The organism is Rhizobium albus (assembly GCA_030160035.1).
GTDB classification, from domain to species: domain Bacteria; phylum Pseudomonadota; class Alphaproteobacteria; order Rhizobiales; family Rhizobiaceae; genus Georhizobium; species Georhizobium albus.
The window spans coordinates 477,445-493,621 of record BSNO01000003.1 but is presented as its reverse complement, the minus strand read 5'-3'; the positions used below and the strand labels follow the sequence as shown (position 1 = coordinate 493,621).

Below are 16,177 nucleotides of genomic sequence, written 5' to 3'. Positions count from 1 at the left end.
CCCTTACCTGGCTTGCGGGTTGCCGAAAAGCGTGCCGCCCCGTCGGCGCTGGGTGAAGAACACCAGCCCAAACAGCAGAAAGCCTGGAATGTACATGATCTCGCGCGGGAGACGTTCGGCTGGGACCTCGACGAGGGTGATCTGGACGGGCGGATCGGTATAGAAGTCGAGGTCACCGAGCGTCCTACCCGCGAGGCTGTTGAGGTCGAGCGGCTCATCCAGCGCCACACGCTCGCCATCCAGCATCGCCATCAGGCCGATCGCTTCCTCAAACCGCACTTCGCCTGGTGCGCCCGCTTCGCCGAGACCGAACGCCATGGTTCGGCTGACGATCGTGTCCGGATTATCGAAATCGGGACCCGATATCTCAAGACGGATTTCGCCACCGTCCGGCGCTGCTTCGACGACTTGGAACACCTGCTGCGGCGGCACGGTGTCGTAAGGTGCCTGCACGAGATCAAGGAAAAAGCCGGGGCGCAGCAGCAGGAACGTGACGAGCAGCAGGATCGCGGATTCCCAGATGCGGCTGCGCGCCATGAAGAATCCTTGCGTCGCAGCCGCAAAGATCAACATAGCAAAGGTTGCCTTGATGAATATCCAGATGGCGCCTGCAACGCCGACGTCGATCAGCAGGAGATCCGTGTTGAAGACGAAAATGAACGGCAGGAGGACCGTACGGAGGGAGTAGAAGAACGCCGTGAAGCCGGTCTTGATCGGATCACCGCCCGATACGGCAGCTGCCGCGAACGAAGCAAGGCCGACCGGTGGCGTCACATCGGCCATGATGCCGAAATAGAAGACGAACATGTGCGCCGCAATCAGCGGGATGAGCACGCCGTTCGCCGCACCGAGTTCGACGATGACAGGCGCCATGAGCGACGACACGACGATGTAGTTCGCCGTGGTCGGCAGGCCCATGCCAAGCACCAGGCTGATGATGGCGGTGAAGACCAGGATCAGGAAGATATTGCCACCCGACAGGAATTCGACGAACTCGGCCATGACCTGGCCGATGCCGGTCAGCGTGACGGTACCGACGATGATGCCGGCTGCAGCGGTGGCACAAGCGATGCCGATCATGTTGCGGGCGCCGAGGATCATGCCCACAATGAGATCATCGAAGCCTTCGCGCATGGCGCGGCGCGTCTCGTCAGACTGCATACCCCGGACGAAGGCTTTGAGCGGCTTCTGCGTGATCGTGATCACGATCAGCGTCATGACGGCATAGAACGCCGACAGGCCGGGCGACAGGCGCTCGACCATGAGAAACCAGACCAGGACGAAGAGCGGGATGAGGTAATGAAGGCCCGTCTTCAGAACTTCCGATGCGATCGGCAGCTCGACCACTTCTGCATCGGGATCGTCGATTTCCAGTTCCGGCGACTTCGCCGCATACCAGATCAGCGCCACATAGGCGCCGAGTAGGGACAGCAGCAGAACCGGCGCAGAGATGGCCGGAACGAGCCAGCGCACGAACGTAATCGCGTAATAGATCGCACCAACGATCAGCACGATCGAAAGCATGACGATCAGTGTCCGCAGCAGCGCTTCGCGTCCCGACCGGTCGACACGCTTCGGCAGCGCCGGCATGTCGTTGCGCACCGCTTCAAGGTGCACGAGGTAGAGCAGCGCTATGTAGGAAATCAGTGCCGGCAAGAACGCGTGGCGGATGACGTCAATATAGGGAATGCCGACATATTCCACCATGAGGAAGGCAGCAGCGCCCATCACCGGCGGCATGATTTGGCCGTTTACCGAACTTGCGACTTCGACCGCGCCGGCCTTTTCCGACGAGAAGCCCACACGCTTCATCAGCGGAATCGTGAATGTGCCGGTGGTCACCACATTGGCGATGGACGAGCCGGAAATAAGACCCGTCATCATCGATGCCAGCACGGCCGCCTTGGCGGGACCTCCGCGCAAATGTCCGAGCAGGGCGAAGGCGAGCTTGATGAAGAAGTTGCCGGCCCCTGCCCTGTCCAGCATCGAGCCGAACAGTACGAACAGGAAAACGAAGGCTGTCGATACGCCAAGCGCGACCCCGAAGACGCCGCCGGTCGACAGCCACATCTGATCCATGGCGCGAGAGAAGGAGGCTCCGCCCCAGCGAATGATGTCGGGGACCAGGGTGGACGAGCCGAAGAATACGTAGGCCAGGAAGACGACGGCAACGACGACAAGCGGTGGTCCGAGCGCGCGGCGCGTGGCTTCCAACAACAGCAGCATGCCGATGCCTGCGGCCACGATGTCTTGCGTGATCGGAAGGCCGGGCCGGCGTGCCAGATCTCGGTAGAAGAGGAAGATGTAGAGCGCGCAGAATGCGGCCGCCAGCGCCAGGACCCAGTCGAGCAGCGGGATGCGATTGCGTGGCGAGCTGGCAAAGGCCGGAAAGGCCATGAAAGCAAGGAAGACACCGAAAGCCAGGTGGATCGAGCGGCTTTGCGTGTCGTTCAGCACCACCTGCAAGCCAGTCGCCTGAGCGAGCATGAACGGCAGCGGCGACGCAATGTAGATTTGGAAGAGCGACCACAGCAGCGCAACGCCGGCTATGACAAAGCCCGCCGTTCCCGCGGGATTGCGTGCACCCGTGTCGGTTGCTGCGACGAGATCCTGGAGTTCGTCATCGTTCATGCTCTTGCGGGCGTCGACGTCCCGGGTACCGTCGCTCATGGCGCGTCTTTCATCGTGGAGGCGGCTTACGCCGATAAAGCGATATGAACGCGCGGCGCTCTCGCCGCGCGTTCACGAGGCCTGACTATTCGATCAGGCCGGCTTCGCGGAAGTACCGCTCGGCACCTGGATGCAGGGGAGCCGAATTGCCCTCGTTCGCCATTGCGGAAGCTTCGAGGTTCTCAAGCGCCGGGTGTAGGCTCTTGAAGTCTTCGAAATTGTCGAAGACGGCCTTGACCAATTGGTAGACAACTTCCTCGTCCACATTGGCCGAAGCGACGAGCGTCGCGCCGACGCCCATGGTCGTGATGTCCTCGTCATTGCCGCGATACATGCCGCCCGGGATCGTTGCGGCGGTGTAGTAGGGGTACTGGTCGAGCAGCGCCTGAGCCTCTTCCCCATCGACATTGACGATAACGCTGTCGCAGGTCGTGGTGGCTTCCTGGATGGCGCCGGCCGGATGCCCGACGGCATAGGCGAAAGCATCGATGTTGTTGTCACACAACGCTGCGCTCTGCTCGGCAGGCGCAAGCTCAGCAGACACGGCGAGGTTTGCAGTCGTCCAGCCACGCTCTGCCATCAGGAGATCCATCAGCGAACGCGTGCCGGAGCCAGGCTGGCCGACATTGACCCGCTTGCCTTCGATGTCGGCGAAGGATTCGATGCCGGCATCGGCCCGAGCGACGATCGTCAAAGGCTCATTGTGGAGCGAAAAGACTGCTCGCAGATCTTCCTGGGCGCCGAGCTCTTCGAAATCAGCCTCGCCATTATAGGCGTTGTACTGAACGTCCGACTGAGCGACACCGAAATCGAGTTCGCCGCCACGGATGGCGTTGACGTTATAGACGGAGGCCGCGGTCGATTCCACCGAACAGCGGATGCCGTGCTCGCGTCGGTTCTGGTTCATCAGGCGGCAGATGGCGCCGCCGACCGGATAGTAGACGCCGGTGACGCCGCCTGTGCCGATCGAGATGAATTGCTGGTCCTGGGCAAGCGCAGTGCCTGCACCCAGCGTCGCGGCAAGAGCGGCGGCAACGCCGGTCATGTGGATCTTGGTGAGGGTCATTCGTGTCTCCCGTTAGTCTGTTCTGCAGCACTTTCAATGCGCGTCTGCTTGGCGCCGGAGCTTTTCGAGGTCGTAGACCTCGCCACATAACGGCTTATTTTCAGCCACATTTCAAGTTTTACGGGAGCGACGGTGGTTTGGGGCGTCAGACTATCGGTGTCCCAGGTTCGAGCCGCTAGCGTCAGTTGAACCGGTTGCACCTAGGCAATCGGTTCACAGAGCTTAGATCTTCGCGTTTATCGCATGCGGGCAACGAAAGCTTCTGTCAGAAGTTCTGACGGATTGGGCCCCGAGACGTCGGTCTTTGAGTGATTCAGCCCGCGGCCGACTTGCTGCCATGGCCGCGGGCGAGAATCATCGAAGTCAATAACGTGCCGAAAGGGCAGTGCGTTGGGACACATGGTCTCAGTCTCGCCAAATGATGTCGGAAGGGGCTTACGTCCCACCTGTCCACCCCACAGCGGCCCTATCCTGCGCAAAGCGGTGACGCTAGCTTTTGCAACCCAGTTGCGCCGCAAGATCGTTGAAATCCTGACAGACCAGATCGGCGCGCGGATCCGGCTCGGGGTCTAGCGAGGGAATGTCGCCCCATTCGTCGGGACGATAGACAAAGGCGGTTGGGAAGCCATTTTCATGGGCGGCCTGAAGATCGTTGTTATGCGTGGTCACGAGCAGGATTTCGTCGTGAGGGTGCCCAAGCCACCGGGCCGCGGTCGCGTAGGAACCCGGCAACGTCTTGTAAATACCGATCATTTCACAGGAGATGATGCAGTCCCAGCTCAATCCTGCCCGCCGCGACGCATCGATCACCAGGCGGGTATTGAGGATCGTGAACGGCGATACGATAAACTTTCGCCTCAAGCGCGGCAGAGCCTCAACGACATCGCGCCATGCATCGAGATCGTGCCAGGCATGAACCAGGCGCGCCCTTCCCTCGTTCGAAAATCCTTCGATCCCGCGTTCCTCGAGCATCCTGTCCAGCGTCAGCCGGAGGACGCCGTCCATGTCGATCGATGCGCGGCCGCCATCCGTCGGCAGTCCCTCCTTGACCATGTCGGTCGACGTTCGCCGCCACTCCTTGGTCAGAGCCAGCCAGTCCGCGTCGATCCGGAATTCGGAGCCGATCCTCGACAGAGCTTCGGTTACGCCGCTGTGCCAGTCGAAAACCGTGCCTCCGGTATCGAAGATCAACGCCTTTACCTTTCCGGCCACCAAATCTGCTTTTCCTGCCATGCTGATCTCTCCATAAAGCTGGTCGGTTTCACCAGCGGCGTGTCCTGGTTCCAGAACAAGCCAAGGCGGCTTCGGCCTGCTGCTAGCTAACGGCTGCCTCGACGATGCGAAGGAAGGCGAGTTGGCCGGGGTCGTCGAGTTCGGCGCTCTTTTCGGCAAACATGCGGGCGCGGCCGAGCTTGCAGGGTCTGCCCTTGAAGTCTTGCAGCGTCTGGCGTGCGGCGGCGACGGCCTCGTCGCCCATCTCGGCGGGGTCGGCGCCTTCGATCGCTTTCGCACAGGCATCGAGGCTGTCGAGCACCGATTTGGCGCCGAGCTCGCCCTTGCCGCGCGCCATCATCGCGTCCCGCGCCGCAGCGACCAGCGCCGGAATCGCGGAGGCATCGAGCGTCTCGGAGCCCTTGGCGCTCTTGGCCGCAGCCATGAAGCCGGTGGCGACCAGCGTGCCGTAGGAGGAGGACGACACGCGCTGGAAGGCCTTCGAGCATTCCAGGAAGGCCATGCCGAGATCGTCGGGAAGGTCGGCTTCCGCCGCCGCGGCAAAGCCCTTGGAGACCGTGATGCCGAGATCACCGTCGCCGAGTTGGCCGTCAGCTGCATTGAGTTCTGCCGCAGCGGCGGCCGCGCCTTCAGCCACACGCTGCAGGGCAGCCTTGAGACGTGCGCTATCAAGTGTCGCCATGCTCTTCGCCCTCACCCGACGCGCCAGTAGGCACAGGCAGCCGGCGCCTTGAGATAGCGTTCGAGCTCTTCATCCAGAGCGATGGTCGTGATCGTCGCGCCGGTCATCTCCATCGAGGTCGCGTAGCGCCCGACGAGCGGCATGACGATCTCGGCACCGATGGCGTCGAAGCGCTGCTTCACCTTGCGGTACATGATGTAGAGCTCTTCGAGCGGCGTCGCTCCGAGCGAATTGACGAGGACGGAAAGCCGGTCGCCCTTCGAGAAAGGATGATCGGCGAGGATGCGGTCGATCATCTCGTCGACGATCTGGTCGGCCGGGCGCAGCGCATCGCGCCAAATGCCCGGTTCGCCATGGATGCCCATGCCCATTTCCATCTCGTTCTCGCCGAGCTCGAAATTGGCCTTGCCGGCCTGCGGCACGATGCAGGGCGTCAGCGCCATGCCGATCGAGCGACACGCATCGGCGGCCTTCTGCGCCACGCGCGTGACCTCGTCGAGATCGGCTCTCGTGTCGGCACAGGCGCCGGCGATCTTGAACGCGTAGATCATGCCGGCGACACCGCGGCGCTTTTCCGCCTCGTCCTTGCCGGCCGAGACGATGTCGTCGGCCAGAAGCACGGTGGTGGTGCGGATGTCGTTTTCCATGTCGACCATCTCGCCGGCCATGTCGAAATTCATGACGTCGCCGCCATAGTTTCCGTAAAGCCGCAGGACACCGGCACCGCCGTCGGCATGACGGATGGCGCTTGCCATCTGTTCGGCCGACGGGCTGGCGAACACGTCGCCGACGGCGCAGGCATCGAGGAAGCCCGGGCCAACATAGCCGGTGAAGACCGGAAGATGGCCCGATCCCCCGCCGGTCACGATGCCGACCTTGCCGCTCGTCGCGCCCTCCGGCCGGGCGATCACCCGCCGCTCGGGCTGGGCGTAGAACTCCGGATGCGCGGCAACGAAGCCGTCCAGCATCTCGTCCACGTAATCAGCCGGATTGTTCAGAATCTTCTTCATCGGCGGTCCTCCCAACAACGTCCGGTCTCAGTCCAACACAATCGAGCAACGCCGCCGCGCCCGGTTGTGCGGCAATGCCGGTTCGCCGACCAGCATTGCCAGTTCAGGCGCCTTCTCAGGCTGCGGCGGACAGATCCATGGCGTCAGCGCGCTTCAGTGCCGCAGCGATCCGCTCCAGCTGCTCGTCCGGCACGCGATTGAACGGTGCGCGGCACGGTCCGACATCGCGTCCCTGCATGTTGATGCACGCCTTCACCCCTGCCGGCCAGTTGTAGCGGCTGATCTGGCTGCAGACATCCGTGATCGCGAAATGGAGTTGCTGGGCGTACGCTACGTTGCCGGACTGAACGGCATCCCAGAGCGCCAGGCAATGCCGCGGCAGGAGCGCCGCTGCGCCGGATACCGAGCCGGTGGCGCCGATCGCCAGCCCCGGATAGAGCAGCCAGTCATGGGCCCAGGTGACCGAGATCTTGTCACCGATCGTGTCGAGCAGTTCCGTCAGGGTTTCAAGCGAGCCGCCGATGCTTTCCTTGGTGGCGATGAGGCCCGTCTCGTGCTGGTTGCCGGCCATGCGGCGCATCAATGCCGGCGTCACAGGCGCAAAGGTCAGGACGTTGTAGACCATCGTCGGCAGGCCGGATTCCTTATGGATCGTCGCATAAAAGTCGTAGATCCCGTCGTCCGAGCAGATCTGGTAGATCGGCGGCGTGACCATGACGCATTGTGCGCCGGCGTCGCGGGCGACCTTCGCCCTCTTCACGGCCTCACGCGTCGATGTTGTGATGATCCCGGCCATGACCGGCACGCGTCCTGCCGCCGTCTCCTGGGCCGTCTTCACCAGCTGACCGAGATCCTCGGCGTCGAGCGCGTGGCCTTCACCGGTCGAGCCGCCAACGCAGACGCCCGTGACGCCCAACGAGATGTTGTAGTCGATTTCGCGACGCAGGGCAGCGAGATCGAGTTCTTCGTCTTTCGTGAAGGGCGAGACGACAGGCGGGAAAATTCCAACGATGTCTTCTTTGGTCAGGACGCGGGGCATGAGCAACTCCTCTGTGCATTAGTTGGCGCCATCTTCCATATGTTCGCATTCCGGTCAAGTAGTCCGCATTACGGATTTTAATTGCAGGATTGTGGTTCGTGGTGGATGATCCATTGACCCGCAATCGGAGTTGCTGTTTGCCGCATGATGTGGATCCGTGGTCCGCACTCTGTCGCTGCCTGGCATATCGAGGACCTTGCTGAACCGATGAGCTCCGAAAATCTGAAAAGCCTGGCGAAGGTGGTCGCGATCCTGGACTGCTTCTCCGAATACGACCGCAAGTTGTCCGTCTCGGAAATCGCGAAACGCCTGGATCTGCCAAGGCCGACCGTCCATCGCATCATGCGCACGATGCGCGACCTCGGAATGGTCGAGCAGGAGCGGGAGCGCGACCAGTACCGGCTGGGCATGAAGCTGTTCGAACTGGGCACGACGGTTCTGGCGAACATGGATCTGCATCGCGAGGCCAAGGACAGCGTCGAGGCCCTGACACGGGCAAGCGGCCAGACGGTGCATCTCTCCGTCTTCGACGGCAAAAGCTCTACAGTGATCAACCGAACCGACCCGGACGGCCGGCGCGTGAATACGCTAATTGTTCTTGAATCGTCACCGGCCCACGCAACGGCGTCAGGCAAGGTCGCCCTCGCCTTCCAGCCGGCCGCTGCGATCGATCGGTTTCTCGCGCGCAAACTCGTGCGCCTGGCGCCCAACACGATCTGCGACCCGGATCTTCTAAAAGCCGAACTCACGAAAATCCGCCGGACCGGATATGCGCTCGATGATGAGGAACTAACGCCGGGCACATCCTGTGTCGCAGCGCCGATCCGCAACTCGCAAGGCTCTGTCTTCGCGGCGATCAGCGTCAGCGGAGACACCGAAAAAGTGTCCGGCGACCGCATCCTGGCATTTGCCGAACTGGTCACACACCACGCAAACACGGTCTCGCTTCGTCTTGGTTTCCGTCCGGAGACCTGAAGGTCGCGTGTTCGTGGCATCGGCCTACCTACACCAGGGCACGGAGCTCGCGTTGGACCTGTTTCAAAAGCCCGTAGCGCGCATGTGCCTTGGCATGAAACGCAGCCTGTGCGGGGTCTGCCTGGAGATTGTCGCCGCGATGGACCATGCGGGACGCGGCCTCGCCAACATCCTCGTACACTCCGGCCGCGACAGCGCCGAGCATCGCTGCGCCCAGCAGCACCGGCTCCTTCGAACCTGCTAGCTCGACATCGGAGCCGCTGGCATCTGCCAAGATTCGGCGCATGAGGGCGCTTTTGGCGAAGCCGCCCGACAGGATCAGTCGGTCGATCGTCTGGCCGTTCGCACGCAGCCGCTCGACGATGTCGACGGTGCCATAGGCAAGCCCGCGGAGCGTCGCGACATAGAGGTCAACGAGGTCGTCGAGGTCCGTCCCGAGCCGCAAACCTGAGATGATGGCGCTGGCATGCGGATCCGGATCGGGCGAACGGTTGCCGAGAAATTCCGGCACTACGTCGAGCCCGGCGCCAATCAGTGATGCTGCCTCCAGCGTCCCGGCCCGCTGAACGGCCGCCTCCTCCAGGAAAGCCAGCAACGGCTGCCCGGCAGCTTCGGCCGCCTCCCTGGCGGCTGCAAAGGCCGGGTGGAGAGACACGGCATGATCGAGGGCGGCTCCGAATGCAGACTGGCCGCCTTCATTCAACCAGAAGCCCGGCAGAAGCGCCCCGAAATACGGTCCCCACACGCCCTCGACGTACCGCGGCTCACGCGACAGCGTCATGGTACACGCCGACGTGCCTGCGATCAGCGCCATTTCCGTTGCAGGATCCCTGCCACCGGCTCCAAGCGTGCCAAGGCCGCCGCTATGGGCATCGATCAGGGAGGCGCCGACGGCAGTTCCCGCCTGAAGATCGAGCTCCATCGCTGCGCTTTCCTTCAAACCGGACGCGATCGGTGTCGCCACATCGATCACATAAGGACCAATGCGGTCGAACTCTTCGTCAGCCAACCGGCCAAGCCCGATCTCCTCGAAATAGGACCGGTCCCACCGCTTTTCGTGGCCGAGATAGGTCCATTTGCAAACGACCGTGCAATTCGAGCGTGCACTGTCTCCGGTCGCCCGGAAACTGAGATAGTCAGGCAGGTCGAAGAAGTGGCCCGCTTTGGCGAAGGTCTCGGGTGCATGTCTGCTCAGCCAAAGAAGTTTCGGCGTCTCCATCTCCGGGGAAATCTGGCCGCCGACGAAGGACAGCACCGGATGGGACGTCGCGTTGATGTCGTCCGTCTCCTTCAATGCACGATGATCCATCCAGACGATCACGTCGCGCGCGTGCTCGCCCGAGAGGCCAACAGGCAATGGCTCGCCATCCTTGCCGACGACCACCATGGAGCAGGTCGCGTCGAAGCCGATCCCGACGACACGCTCCTTGGCGACATCAGCCGCAGTGCGAGCCTCGCGGACGGCTTCGCAAGTCTTCGTCCATATATCGGCCGAGGACTGCTCCACATGGTCGCCGTTCTTCCAGAGCTTGAGCGGCCGGGACGCGTATCCGAGCAGGCCGCCATCCTCGTCGAAAACGCCTGCGCGCACGCTGCCTGTCCCGACATCGACGCCGATGAAGCAGGGACCGGACATCACGCGTTCTCAGCCTTCCCGAGCGATACACCACACAGCTTCACGTCGAGGCCGAGCTTGCTCGCGAGCGCCGCCTTAGCAGCCAAGGACGCATCGGCAGCGGCCGCATCGTGTGCGTAGACCACCTGGATGTGATTGGCCTTATGGCGCGCCATCATCTGGTCGCGGCTCACGCCAACAAAGACGGCGTGCATGATCGGCCATTCCTGGTTGGTCAGCGACCAGCGCCGATCGGTTTCCTCTTGCGGCAACGACACAGCCCGGCCGCGGCCGATGTCCATGCAGAGGCGACCATCGGCGATGAAGATGCGCGACCAGACAAGTTCGCCCGGACGGGCGACACCGCGCAATGTCCCGCCACCCTTGCGGAAGAACATGGGCGGCTGGCGCATCGACTGCGAGCCGCGGTAGCCGCCTTCATGGTGAGCCGGAGGGGCAGCGCCCGAAATCTCGAGCACCCAGACGTAGTCATCGACGCTTCTGCTCTGGTCGACATCGCCCCAGCGCAGATCATGCAGCGTCGTCTCGACCGGTTGACCCAGTGCTCGGTGAATACGGTTCGTGAGCAAGCCATCGACGGCCGCACATTCATCGACCTCGTTGAAGTGCACGATGGCCTGGCCATCCCTGATGATGCGGCCGTCCGCGTCTTTCACGGGAGGTCGATCGTCATTGTTCAGCAAGCCCTCAACTAGATCGGACGCCGGCAAAAGGTCCTTGAGGCCCTGCTGATACTGAATCCCGATCGTCTCGCAGCCGAACGTATCGGCCATGCGGACCGCCGCGATATACATGCGGCATTGATCGAGAACCTGGCCCTCGGTGAGTTCGGTCGCTTCATCCGAACCCAGATGGAACGTCATGCCGCGTTCGATCAGCCAATCATAGACCGCGCGAGCCTCGGCTTCGGAGATCTGCGTCGCTTCGTAGTAGAGCGACGACTGCGAAAGCCGTTCCTTGAAGATGCCGAGCGGGAAAAGCATCTCGTCGGGGATAATGGCATTGTACATGCCCATACATCCCTCATCGAAAACGCCCATGATCGAGCGATTGGCCCACAGATCGACAGCGATCTCCTCGGCCAGCGCGTCGGCCTCGGCAGCGACGGAGGAAGGCTGGAAATCCCGAACGTGGGAGGCATCCTGTTCCACATGTCCGGTGGTCAGCCATTCCTTGAGCTTGGCGTCGAACCAGTCATCCTCGAAATCGATGCTCCAGAGGCTGGAATAGGTCACGCCGGCCTTGGTGAGCGAGCCGTTGAGGTTCAAAAGCCCCACCAGTCCAGGCCAGGTGCCAGACCAGTTTGCCACGGTGAGAATGGGGCCACGATGGCGGATCAGCCCGGCAAGGACGTTCTGGGAATACTGCCAGACGGCTTCCGCCACGACGAGCGGAGCGTCGGGGTCGATCGTCCTGAAGACATCGATGCCTTCCTTCTGCGTGGCGATGAAGCCATGCCCGGCATCTTCCTTGACCGGGTGACCCCGCTTGATAGATGCGCCATGGCGGGCGAACGCTGCTGACAGCCGCCTTTCCATGTCGCTCTGGGCGGGCCAGCACTTCAAATTGGCGCTCTCACGCAGATCGCCGCTTGCGATCAAAACCACTTCCTTGGTCATTCCAAATCCTCCTCCCTGCCACCGCTGCAAGCCTCCAGAGCTCGAAGCGGATGCGTTCTATCGGCGATGAAGCTCTTGCAGGATCTCGATCAGATCCGGCGCGGCCTTGAGATCGAATGTCTTGAGTGGAGGCCGCACGGTGGCGAGCTCCTCCAGATCGAAACGCCAGCCAGCCAGTGCCTTGACGGCGGGGACAACGGGATGGCGAGCGATCGCGGCGTAGAGCGTGCACATCTGCTGGAAGACCGGATCGTCCGCCTTCGTTTCGCTGCTCGCGATGCGTGCCATCTGTGCGGGCGCGATGTTGCCAAGACCCGAGATCGCACCGGCAGCGCCGAGCGCGATCGCCTCAGGCAGAAAGATCTCGTTGCCGACGAAGACTTCCAGTTCCGGAAAATCCGTCACGCTGTCGCGCACATGCGCGGCGTCGGGAACACTGTCCTTGATGCCCGCGATGATCGGACCGTAGCGATCGATCAGCGAGCGGATGACGCGCCGTTCGATCGAGACGGAAACGACGCTCGGGATATCGTAGAGCGTAAGGCGAAGCCGATCGTCATCGATCCTGTCGATGGCCTGAGTGATGAAATCTTCCAGGCCCTCATTCGAAATGCCCTTGAAGAAGAACGGGGGTAGCAGCAGCTGCCGGAAACATCCCTGCCCGATCGCGTGCCTTGCAAGCTCCACGACATCGGTCAGGGCAGCAGCGCCGATGCCGACCATGATCACGTCGGGTGAGCAGCCTGAGGCAACGAGCGCTTCAAGCGCTGCCTTCCGTTCAGTCACGGAGAAAGACTGGGCCTCGCCCAGCGTGCCAAACAGGACGACGCCGGCTGCGCCTTGCTCCATCACATCGCGGGCGATTGCGGAAAGCTGCGTGCCGTCGATGGATCCATCGTCGAGCAGCGGGGTAATGAGCGGTACCAGAAGTACCGGATTGCGATTTGCCATCGGATTGAACTCGATCTGGAGAAGGCTTCAGCGCACGAGATATTTGTCGCGCGCGGCATTGGTGAAGGTCACACCGTGGCCCGGTCGGTCGGGCACAATGACATGGCCATCCGCGACCTCGAGACCATGCTCTAGGAGATCATCCATGAAGGGATAGAACTCGACATAGGTCGCCCTCGGCAAAGCAGCAGCCAGATGGACGTGCAGCACGGTCATGAAATGCGGCGCGACCGCCAGACCGAACGTGTCGGCCATCTCCCCGATCTTCAGCGCCTCGGTAAAGCCACCGACGAAGCAGAGGTCCGGTTGCAGCACATCGAGTGCGCCTGCAGAGACGAAGGGCGCGAAATCGCGGCGCGAATGGAAGTGCTCGCCCGACGCGATCGCCATCGGCAATTGCGACCTCAGCCGCTTGTAGCCTTCGATGTCCTGCGACAGGATAGGCTCCTCGAACCAATAGATGTCCAGATCGCCCAGCTGCTTGCCGAGCCAGAGGGCAGCGGGCAGGCTCAGACGTTCATTGGCATCGCAGAGAATACGGGGCTCCGGACCGATCGCTTCGCGGACCGCACGGACACGCTCGATATCCTTGTCGGGCTGGCGACCGACACGGATCTTCACCGCATCGAAGCCTTCCTCGATATATTCGACCGAGCTCGACACGAGGTCTTCCAGCGGCAGCGACGGGCTTGCCTTCCCGCTGCCGTAGCTCGGGATGCGATCGCGTCTTTGGCCGAGGGCCTTCGACAGCGACACGCCGCGCATGCGCGCAACCAGATCCCATAGGGCGACGTCGATTGCGGCAATCGCCATGCTGGCAATGCCGTGGCCGAGACGATGCGTGCGATGGAAAAGCTCGTCGTTGATGACTTCGACTTCGGCAGCTTCCCGGCCTTGCAGTTGCGGCAGGAGCACCACATCGAGAAGCGCGCGTACGGCTTCGCCGCCACCATAGTCGGAGGTGAAAGTCCAGCCGGTTCCTTCCTCGCCCGAACTGTCCACAACCGTGACGCCGATCAGTTCGAAATACTCGTCGCTCCGCTCCGCCGCGAGACGGTTGGAGGGGAAGCGCAGCATCCAGCTGCGCGCGGATTTGATCGTCATTGGGACTTTCCATTCACTTGATCTTCGAGGACGACGGTCCGTGCCGGATCGAATTCCAGGGCAACCTGCGCGCCTGGCTCGAAGCGCGCCGGCGGTGTGGTCTGGACGCGCAGCGTCGTCTGGCCGGGTCCATCGCAGGCAATGAAATAATCGACGATGCCGCCGGTGAAGACGACGGTTTGGATGGTGCCCACGAGCCGGTTCATGCCGGCAGTGGGCGACGCGGAAGCGGCGCTTAGCGTGATCTCCGAAGGACGCACCGAAACGAGAAACTGCTGCGTTTCGCCGTTCATCGCCGCACCGCTTGCCTTGACGCGATGCGCGCCGAACGAACCCACCGCCATCTGGTCGTCACTCAGGAGTCGGTTCAGCGTCAGCGTGTTGGTCAGGCCGATGAAGCCGGCCACGAACGCGGTCTTCGGCCGCTCGTAGATCTCCGCTGGCGTGCCAGACTGGACGACGAGCCCTTTGCTCATCACGACGATCTTGTCGGAAAGTGCCAGCGCCTCTTCCTGGCTGTGTGTGACATAAACGCTGGTGATGCCGAGCTTCTGCTGCAGGTCTCGGATCTCGAAGCGCATCTGCTCCCTGAGCACTGCATCGAGATTGCTGAGCGGCTCATCGAAGAGCAGAATCTGCGGCCGCGATGCGACGGCACGCGCCAATGCCACGCGCTGCTGTTGACCACCAGACAGCTGGCTCGGGTAACGGCCCACATGATCGACCATTCCAACCATGGCGAGCACATCGGAGACGCGGCGTTCGATGTCGGTGGCGTTTAGCCCCTTGCGCTTCAGCCCGTAGCCGACATTGTCGGCAACGGACATGTGCGGCCAGAGCGCGTAGCTCTGGAAGACCATGCCCATGTCGCGCCGCTCCGGCGGAACCGCGCCGGTCGCGTCGGACAAGAGCTTCGATCCAACAGTAATCGACCCGCTCGACAGCGGCTCCAGACCGGCAATCATGCGCAGTGTCGTCGTCTTGCCGCATCCGCTCGGCCCGATCAGGGACACCATGGAGCCCTTCGGAACATCGATCGAAATGCCGCGGACCGCTTCGTAGTTGCCATAGGATTTATAGACATCGTTCAGGCGCAGATCTTGCGCCTGAACAGTGTCAGCGGCAGAGAGTGCTGCTGCAGCGGCCATCGGTCAGCGGCCGAAAGCCTGATCGAACGCCTCGACCTGCGCTTCGCGCTCATTGGCGATGAAATCGGCGTCGACCGGAACGATCGTGACATCGCTCACTGCCGTCCCATCCGGGAACGTGTAGTCCACATCGTTGCGAACCGGTGCACAGCCAAGCGCGTCGGGCATGATTGCCTGTGCTTCCGGCGACACGATATAGTCGAGCCAGGCTTGAGCCGCTTCCTGGTTGTCAGACTGCTCGAACATGGCGAAGGACGAGATTTCGCCCGGCGATCCTTCGCTCGGCCAAACGAGGCTCGTCGGGTCGCCGCGATTGGCCGACGTCTGGCCATTGGCGAGAAGTTGAACGGCGATCGGGCGCTCGCCGCTCGCGGTCATGTCGCGGATCGTGCCGTGCGAGCGCTCCAGACGCGGTGCGTTTTCGGCCAAGCGCTCGAAGTAGCCCCAGCCATAGTCGTCGCCTTCGTCGGCCAGATGCTCGGTGATGAACCACAGGAAGGAATGAACGGACTGCGAGCTTGCCGGATCGGCGAGAGCAAGCTGGTCCTTCCAGCGCGGATCGAGCAACCCGGCCCAGTCCGTCGGCGCATCGGCTTCGCTAATGGCGTTGGTGTTGTACTGGATGAGATAGAGATTGACACAGGCCGGAACCGACGTACCGCTCTCGTCGAGCACTTCGGTGCGCACACCCTCCAGCCCTGCGGGCTTATAGGCGGCGAATGCCGAATGAGCGGCCTGGAGAGAAGCGATGGAGGCCTGGTTCAGTCCGATGACATCAGCCTGCGGGCGGCCTGCGCGCAGTTCGAGTTCAACCGTGGAGATGAGCTGCTCACCCGGTTGGACCGAAATCTGCACTTCGACGTCCGGATACTGCTCCGCGAACCCGTCGACGAGCGCCTTCATGTGCTCGTCCGGATAGGCCGAATAGATCTGCAACGGGCCTTCCTGCGCGAATGCGGGCGCTGCCGCGAAGATGCAGGCAAGCGCTGTGACTGTCCTTGTCAATTTCATGGATACTCTCCCTGGTTTCGGCATGGGCTCCTC

The 16,177-nt window shown here is 62.3% G+C and carries 13 protein-coding genes; 1 reads left to right on the top strand and 12 read right to left on the bottom strand.

Going from position 1 to position 16,177, the window contains the following annotated elements; all coding sequences use genetic code 11:
• Positions 1-3: 3 nt before the first annotated feature.
• The 6 genes from QQL76_RS10130 to QQL76_RS10105 all read right to left on the bottom strand — a co-directional run bounded on the left by QQL76_RS10130 (position 4) and on the right by QQL76_RS10105 (position 7,700).
• A complete protein-coding gene (locus QQL76_RS10130) occupies positions 4-2,670 on the bottom strand; it encodes a TRAP transporter permease (protein WP_499207529.1) in 2,667 nt (888 codons plus the stop codon).
• 85 nt (positions 2,671-2,755) lie between these two features.
• Positions 2,756-3,736, bottom strand: coding sequence for a TAXI family TRAP transporter solute-binding subunit (locus QQL76_RS10125; protein ID WP_499207528.1), 981 nt, complete (start codon positions 3,734-3,736; stop codon positions 2,756-2,758).
• 489 nt (positions 3,737-4,225) lie between these two features.
• Entirely contained in the window at positions 4,226-5,128 is a 903-nt protein-coding gene (locus QQL76_RS10120) for an HAD family hydrolase (RefSeq protein ID WP_499207527.1), read from the bottom strand.
• Positions 5,052-5,651, bottom strand: coding sequence for a dihydroxyacetone kinase family protein (locus tag QQL76_RS10115; RefSeq protein WP_499207526.1), 600 nt, complete (start codon positions 5,649-5,651; stop codon positions 5,052-5,054). The genes QQL76_RS10120 and QQL76_RS10115 overlap by 77 nt, the downstream gene beginning before the upstream one ends.
• Before the next feature lie 11 nt (positions 5,652-5,662).
• Positions 5,663-6,661, bottom strand: a complete 999-nt coding sequence (locus QQL76_RS10110) for a dihydroxyacetone kinase subunit DhaK (RefSeq protein WP_499207525.1) — start codon at positions 6,659-6,661, stop codon at positions 5,663-5,665.
• Between the two features lie 115 nt (positions 6,662-6,776).
• Positions 6,777-7,700, bottom strand: a complete 924-nt coding sequence (locus QQL76_RS10105; protein ID WP_499207524.1) for a dihydrodipicolinate synthase family protein — start codon at positions 7,698-7,700, stop codon at positions 6,777-6,779.
• Between the two features lie 207 nt (positions 7,701-7,907).
• Here QQL76_RS10105 and QQL76_RS10100 point away from each other — a divergent pair, with 207 nt between their 5' ends.
• The gene (locus tag QQL76_RS10100; RefSeq protein ID WP_499207523.1) at positions 7,908-8,675 is read left to right on the top strand and encodes an IclR family transcriptional regulator; all 768 of its coding nucleotides are present in this window, start codon (positions 7,908-7,910) and stop codon (positions 8,673-8,675) included.
• Positions 8,676-8,703: 28 nt separating this feature from the next.
• Here QQL76_RS10100 and QQL76_RS10095 read toward each other — a convergent pair whose 3' ends face one another.
• From QQL76_RS10095 to QQL76_RS10070, 6 genes are read right to left on the bottom strand one after another with little or no spacing between them, the layout of a single operon-like run.
• Positions 8,704-10,311, bottom strand: a complete 1,608-nt coding sequence (locus QQL76_RS10095; protein ID WP_499207522.1) for an FGGY-family carbohydrate kinase — start codon at positions 10,309-10,311, stop codon at positions 8,704-8,706.
• Complete coding sequence (locus QQL76_RS10090) at positions 10,311-11,930, bottom strand: fucose isomerase (RefSeq protein WP_499207521.1); 1,620 nt, start codon at positions 11,928-11,930, stop codon at positions 10,311-10,313. The genes QQL76_RS10095 and QQL76_RS10090 overlap by 1 nt, the downstream gene beginning before the upstream one ends.
• Positions 11,931-11,987: 57 nt before the next feature.
• The gene (locus QQL76_RS10085; RefSeq protein ID WP_499207520.1) at positions 11,988-12,881 is read right to left on the bottom strand and encodes a dihydrodipicolinate synthase family protein; all 894 of its coding nucleotides are present in this window, start codon (positions 12,879-12,881) and stop codon (positions 11,988-11,990) included.
• A gap of 27 nt (positions 12,882-12,908) precedes the next feature.
• Positions 12,909-13,985, bottom strand: coding sequence for a mandelate racemase/muconate lactonizing enzyme family protein (locus QQL76_RS10080; RefSeq protein ID WP_499207519.1), 1,077 nt, complete (start codon positions 13,983-13,985; stop codon positions 12,909-12,911).
• The gene (locus QQL76_RS10075; protein ID WP_499207518.1) at positions 13,982-15,133 is read right to left on the bottom strand and encodes an ABC transporter ATP-binding protein; all 1,152 of its coding nucleotides are present in this window, start codon (positions 15,131-15,133) and stop codon (positions 13,982-13,984) included. The genes QQL76_RS10080 and QQL76_RS10075 overlap by 4 nt, the downstream gene beginning before the upstream one ends.
• Before the next feature lie 3 nt (positions 15,134-15,136).
• A complete protein-coding gene (locus tag QQL76_RS10070) occupies positions 15,137-16,144 on the bottom strand; it encodes an ABC transporter substrate-binding protein (RefSeq protein WP_499207517.1) in 1,008 nt (335 codons plus the stop codon).
• Positions 16,145-16,177: the final 33 nt, after the last annotated feature.

Excerpts from the sequence above, each read along its gene's own strand:
- QQL76_RS10090 (WP_499207521.1), bottom strand. The coding sequence starts at position 11,930 with ATGACCAAGGAAGTGGTTTTGATCGCAAGCGGCGATCTGCGTGAGAGC.
- QQL76_RS10085 (WP_499207520.1), bottom strand. The coding sequence starts at position 12,881 with ATGGCAAATCGCAATCCGGTACTTCTGGTACCGCTCATTACCCCGCTG.
- QQL76_RS10080 (WP_499207519.1), bottom strand. The coding sequence starts at position 13,985 with ATGACGATCAAATCCGCGCGCAGCTGGATGCTGCGCTTCCCCTCCAAC.
- QQL76_RS10070 (WP_499207517.1), bottom strand. The coding sequence starts at position 16,144 with ATGAAATTGACAAGGACAGTCACAGCGCTTGCCTGCATCTTCGCGGCA.
- QQL76_RS10125 (WP_499207528.1), bottom strand. The coding sequence starts at position 3,736 with ATGACCCTCACCAAGATCCACATGACCGGCGTTGCCGCCGCTCTTGCC.
- QQL76_RS10110 (WP_499207525.1), bottom strand. The coding sequence starts at position 6,661 with ATGAAGAAGATTCTGAACAATCCGGCTGATTACGTGGACGAGATGCTG.
- QQL76_RS10095 (WP_499207522.1), bottom strand. The coding sequence starts at position 10,311 with ATGTCCGGTCCCTGCTTCATCGGCGTCGATGTCGGGACAGGCAGCGTG.
- QQL76_RS10130 (WP_499207529.1), bottom strand. The coding sequence starts at position 2,670 with ATGAGCGACGGTACCCGGGACGTCGACGCCCGCAAGAGCATGAACGAT.
- QQL76_RS10100 (WP_499207523.1), top strand. The coding sequence starts at position 7,908 with ATGAGCTCCGAAAATCTGAAAAGCCTGGCGAAGGTGGTCGCGATCCTG.
- QQL76_RS10105 (WP_499207524.1), bottom strand. The coding sequence starts at position 7,700 with ATGCCCCGCGTCCTGACCAAAGAAGACATCGTTGGAATTTTCCCGCCT.
- QQL76_RS10075 (WP_499207518.1), bottom strand. The coding sequence starts at position 15,133 with ATGGCCGCTGCAGCAGCACTCTCTGCCGCTGACACTGTTCAGGCGCAA.
- QQL76_RS10115 (WP_499207526.1), bottom strand. The coding sequence starts at position 5,651 with ATGGCGACACTTGATAGCGCACGTCTCAAGGCTGCCCTGCAGCGTGTG.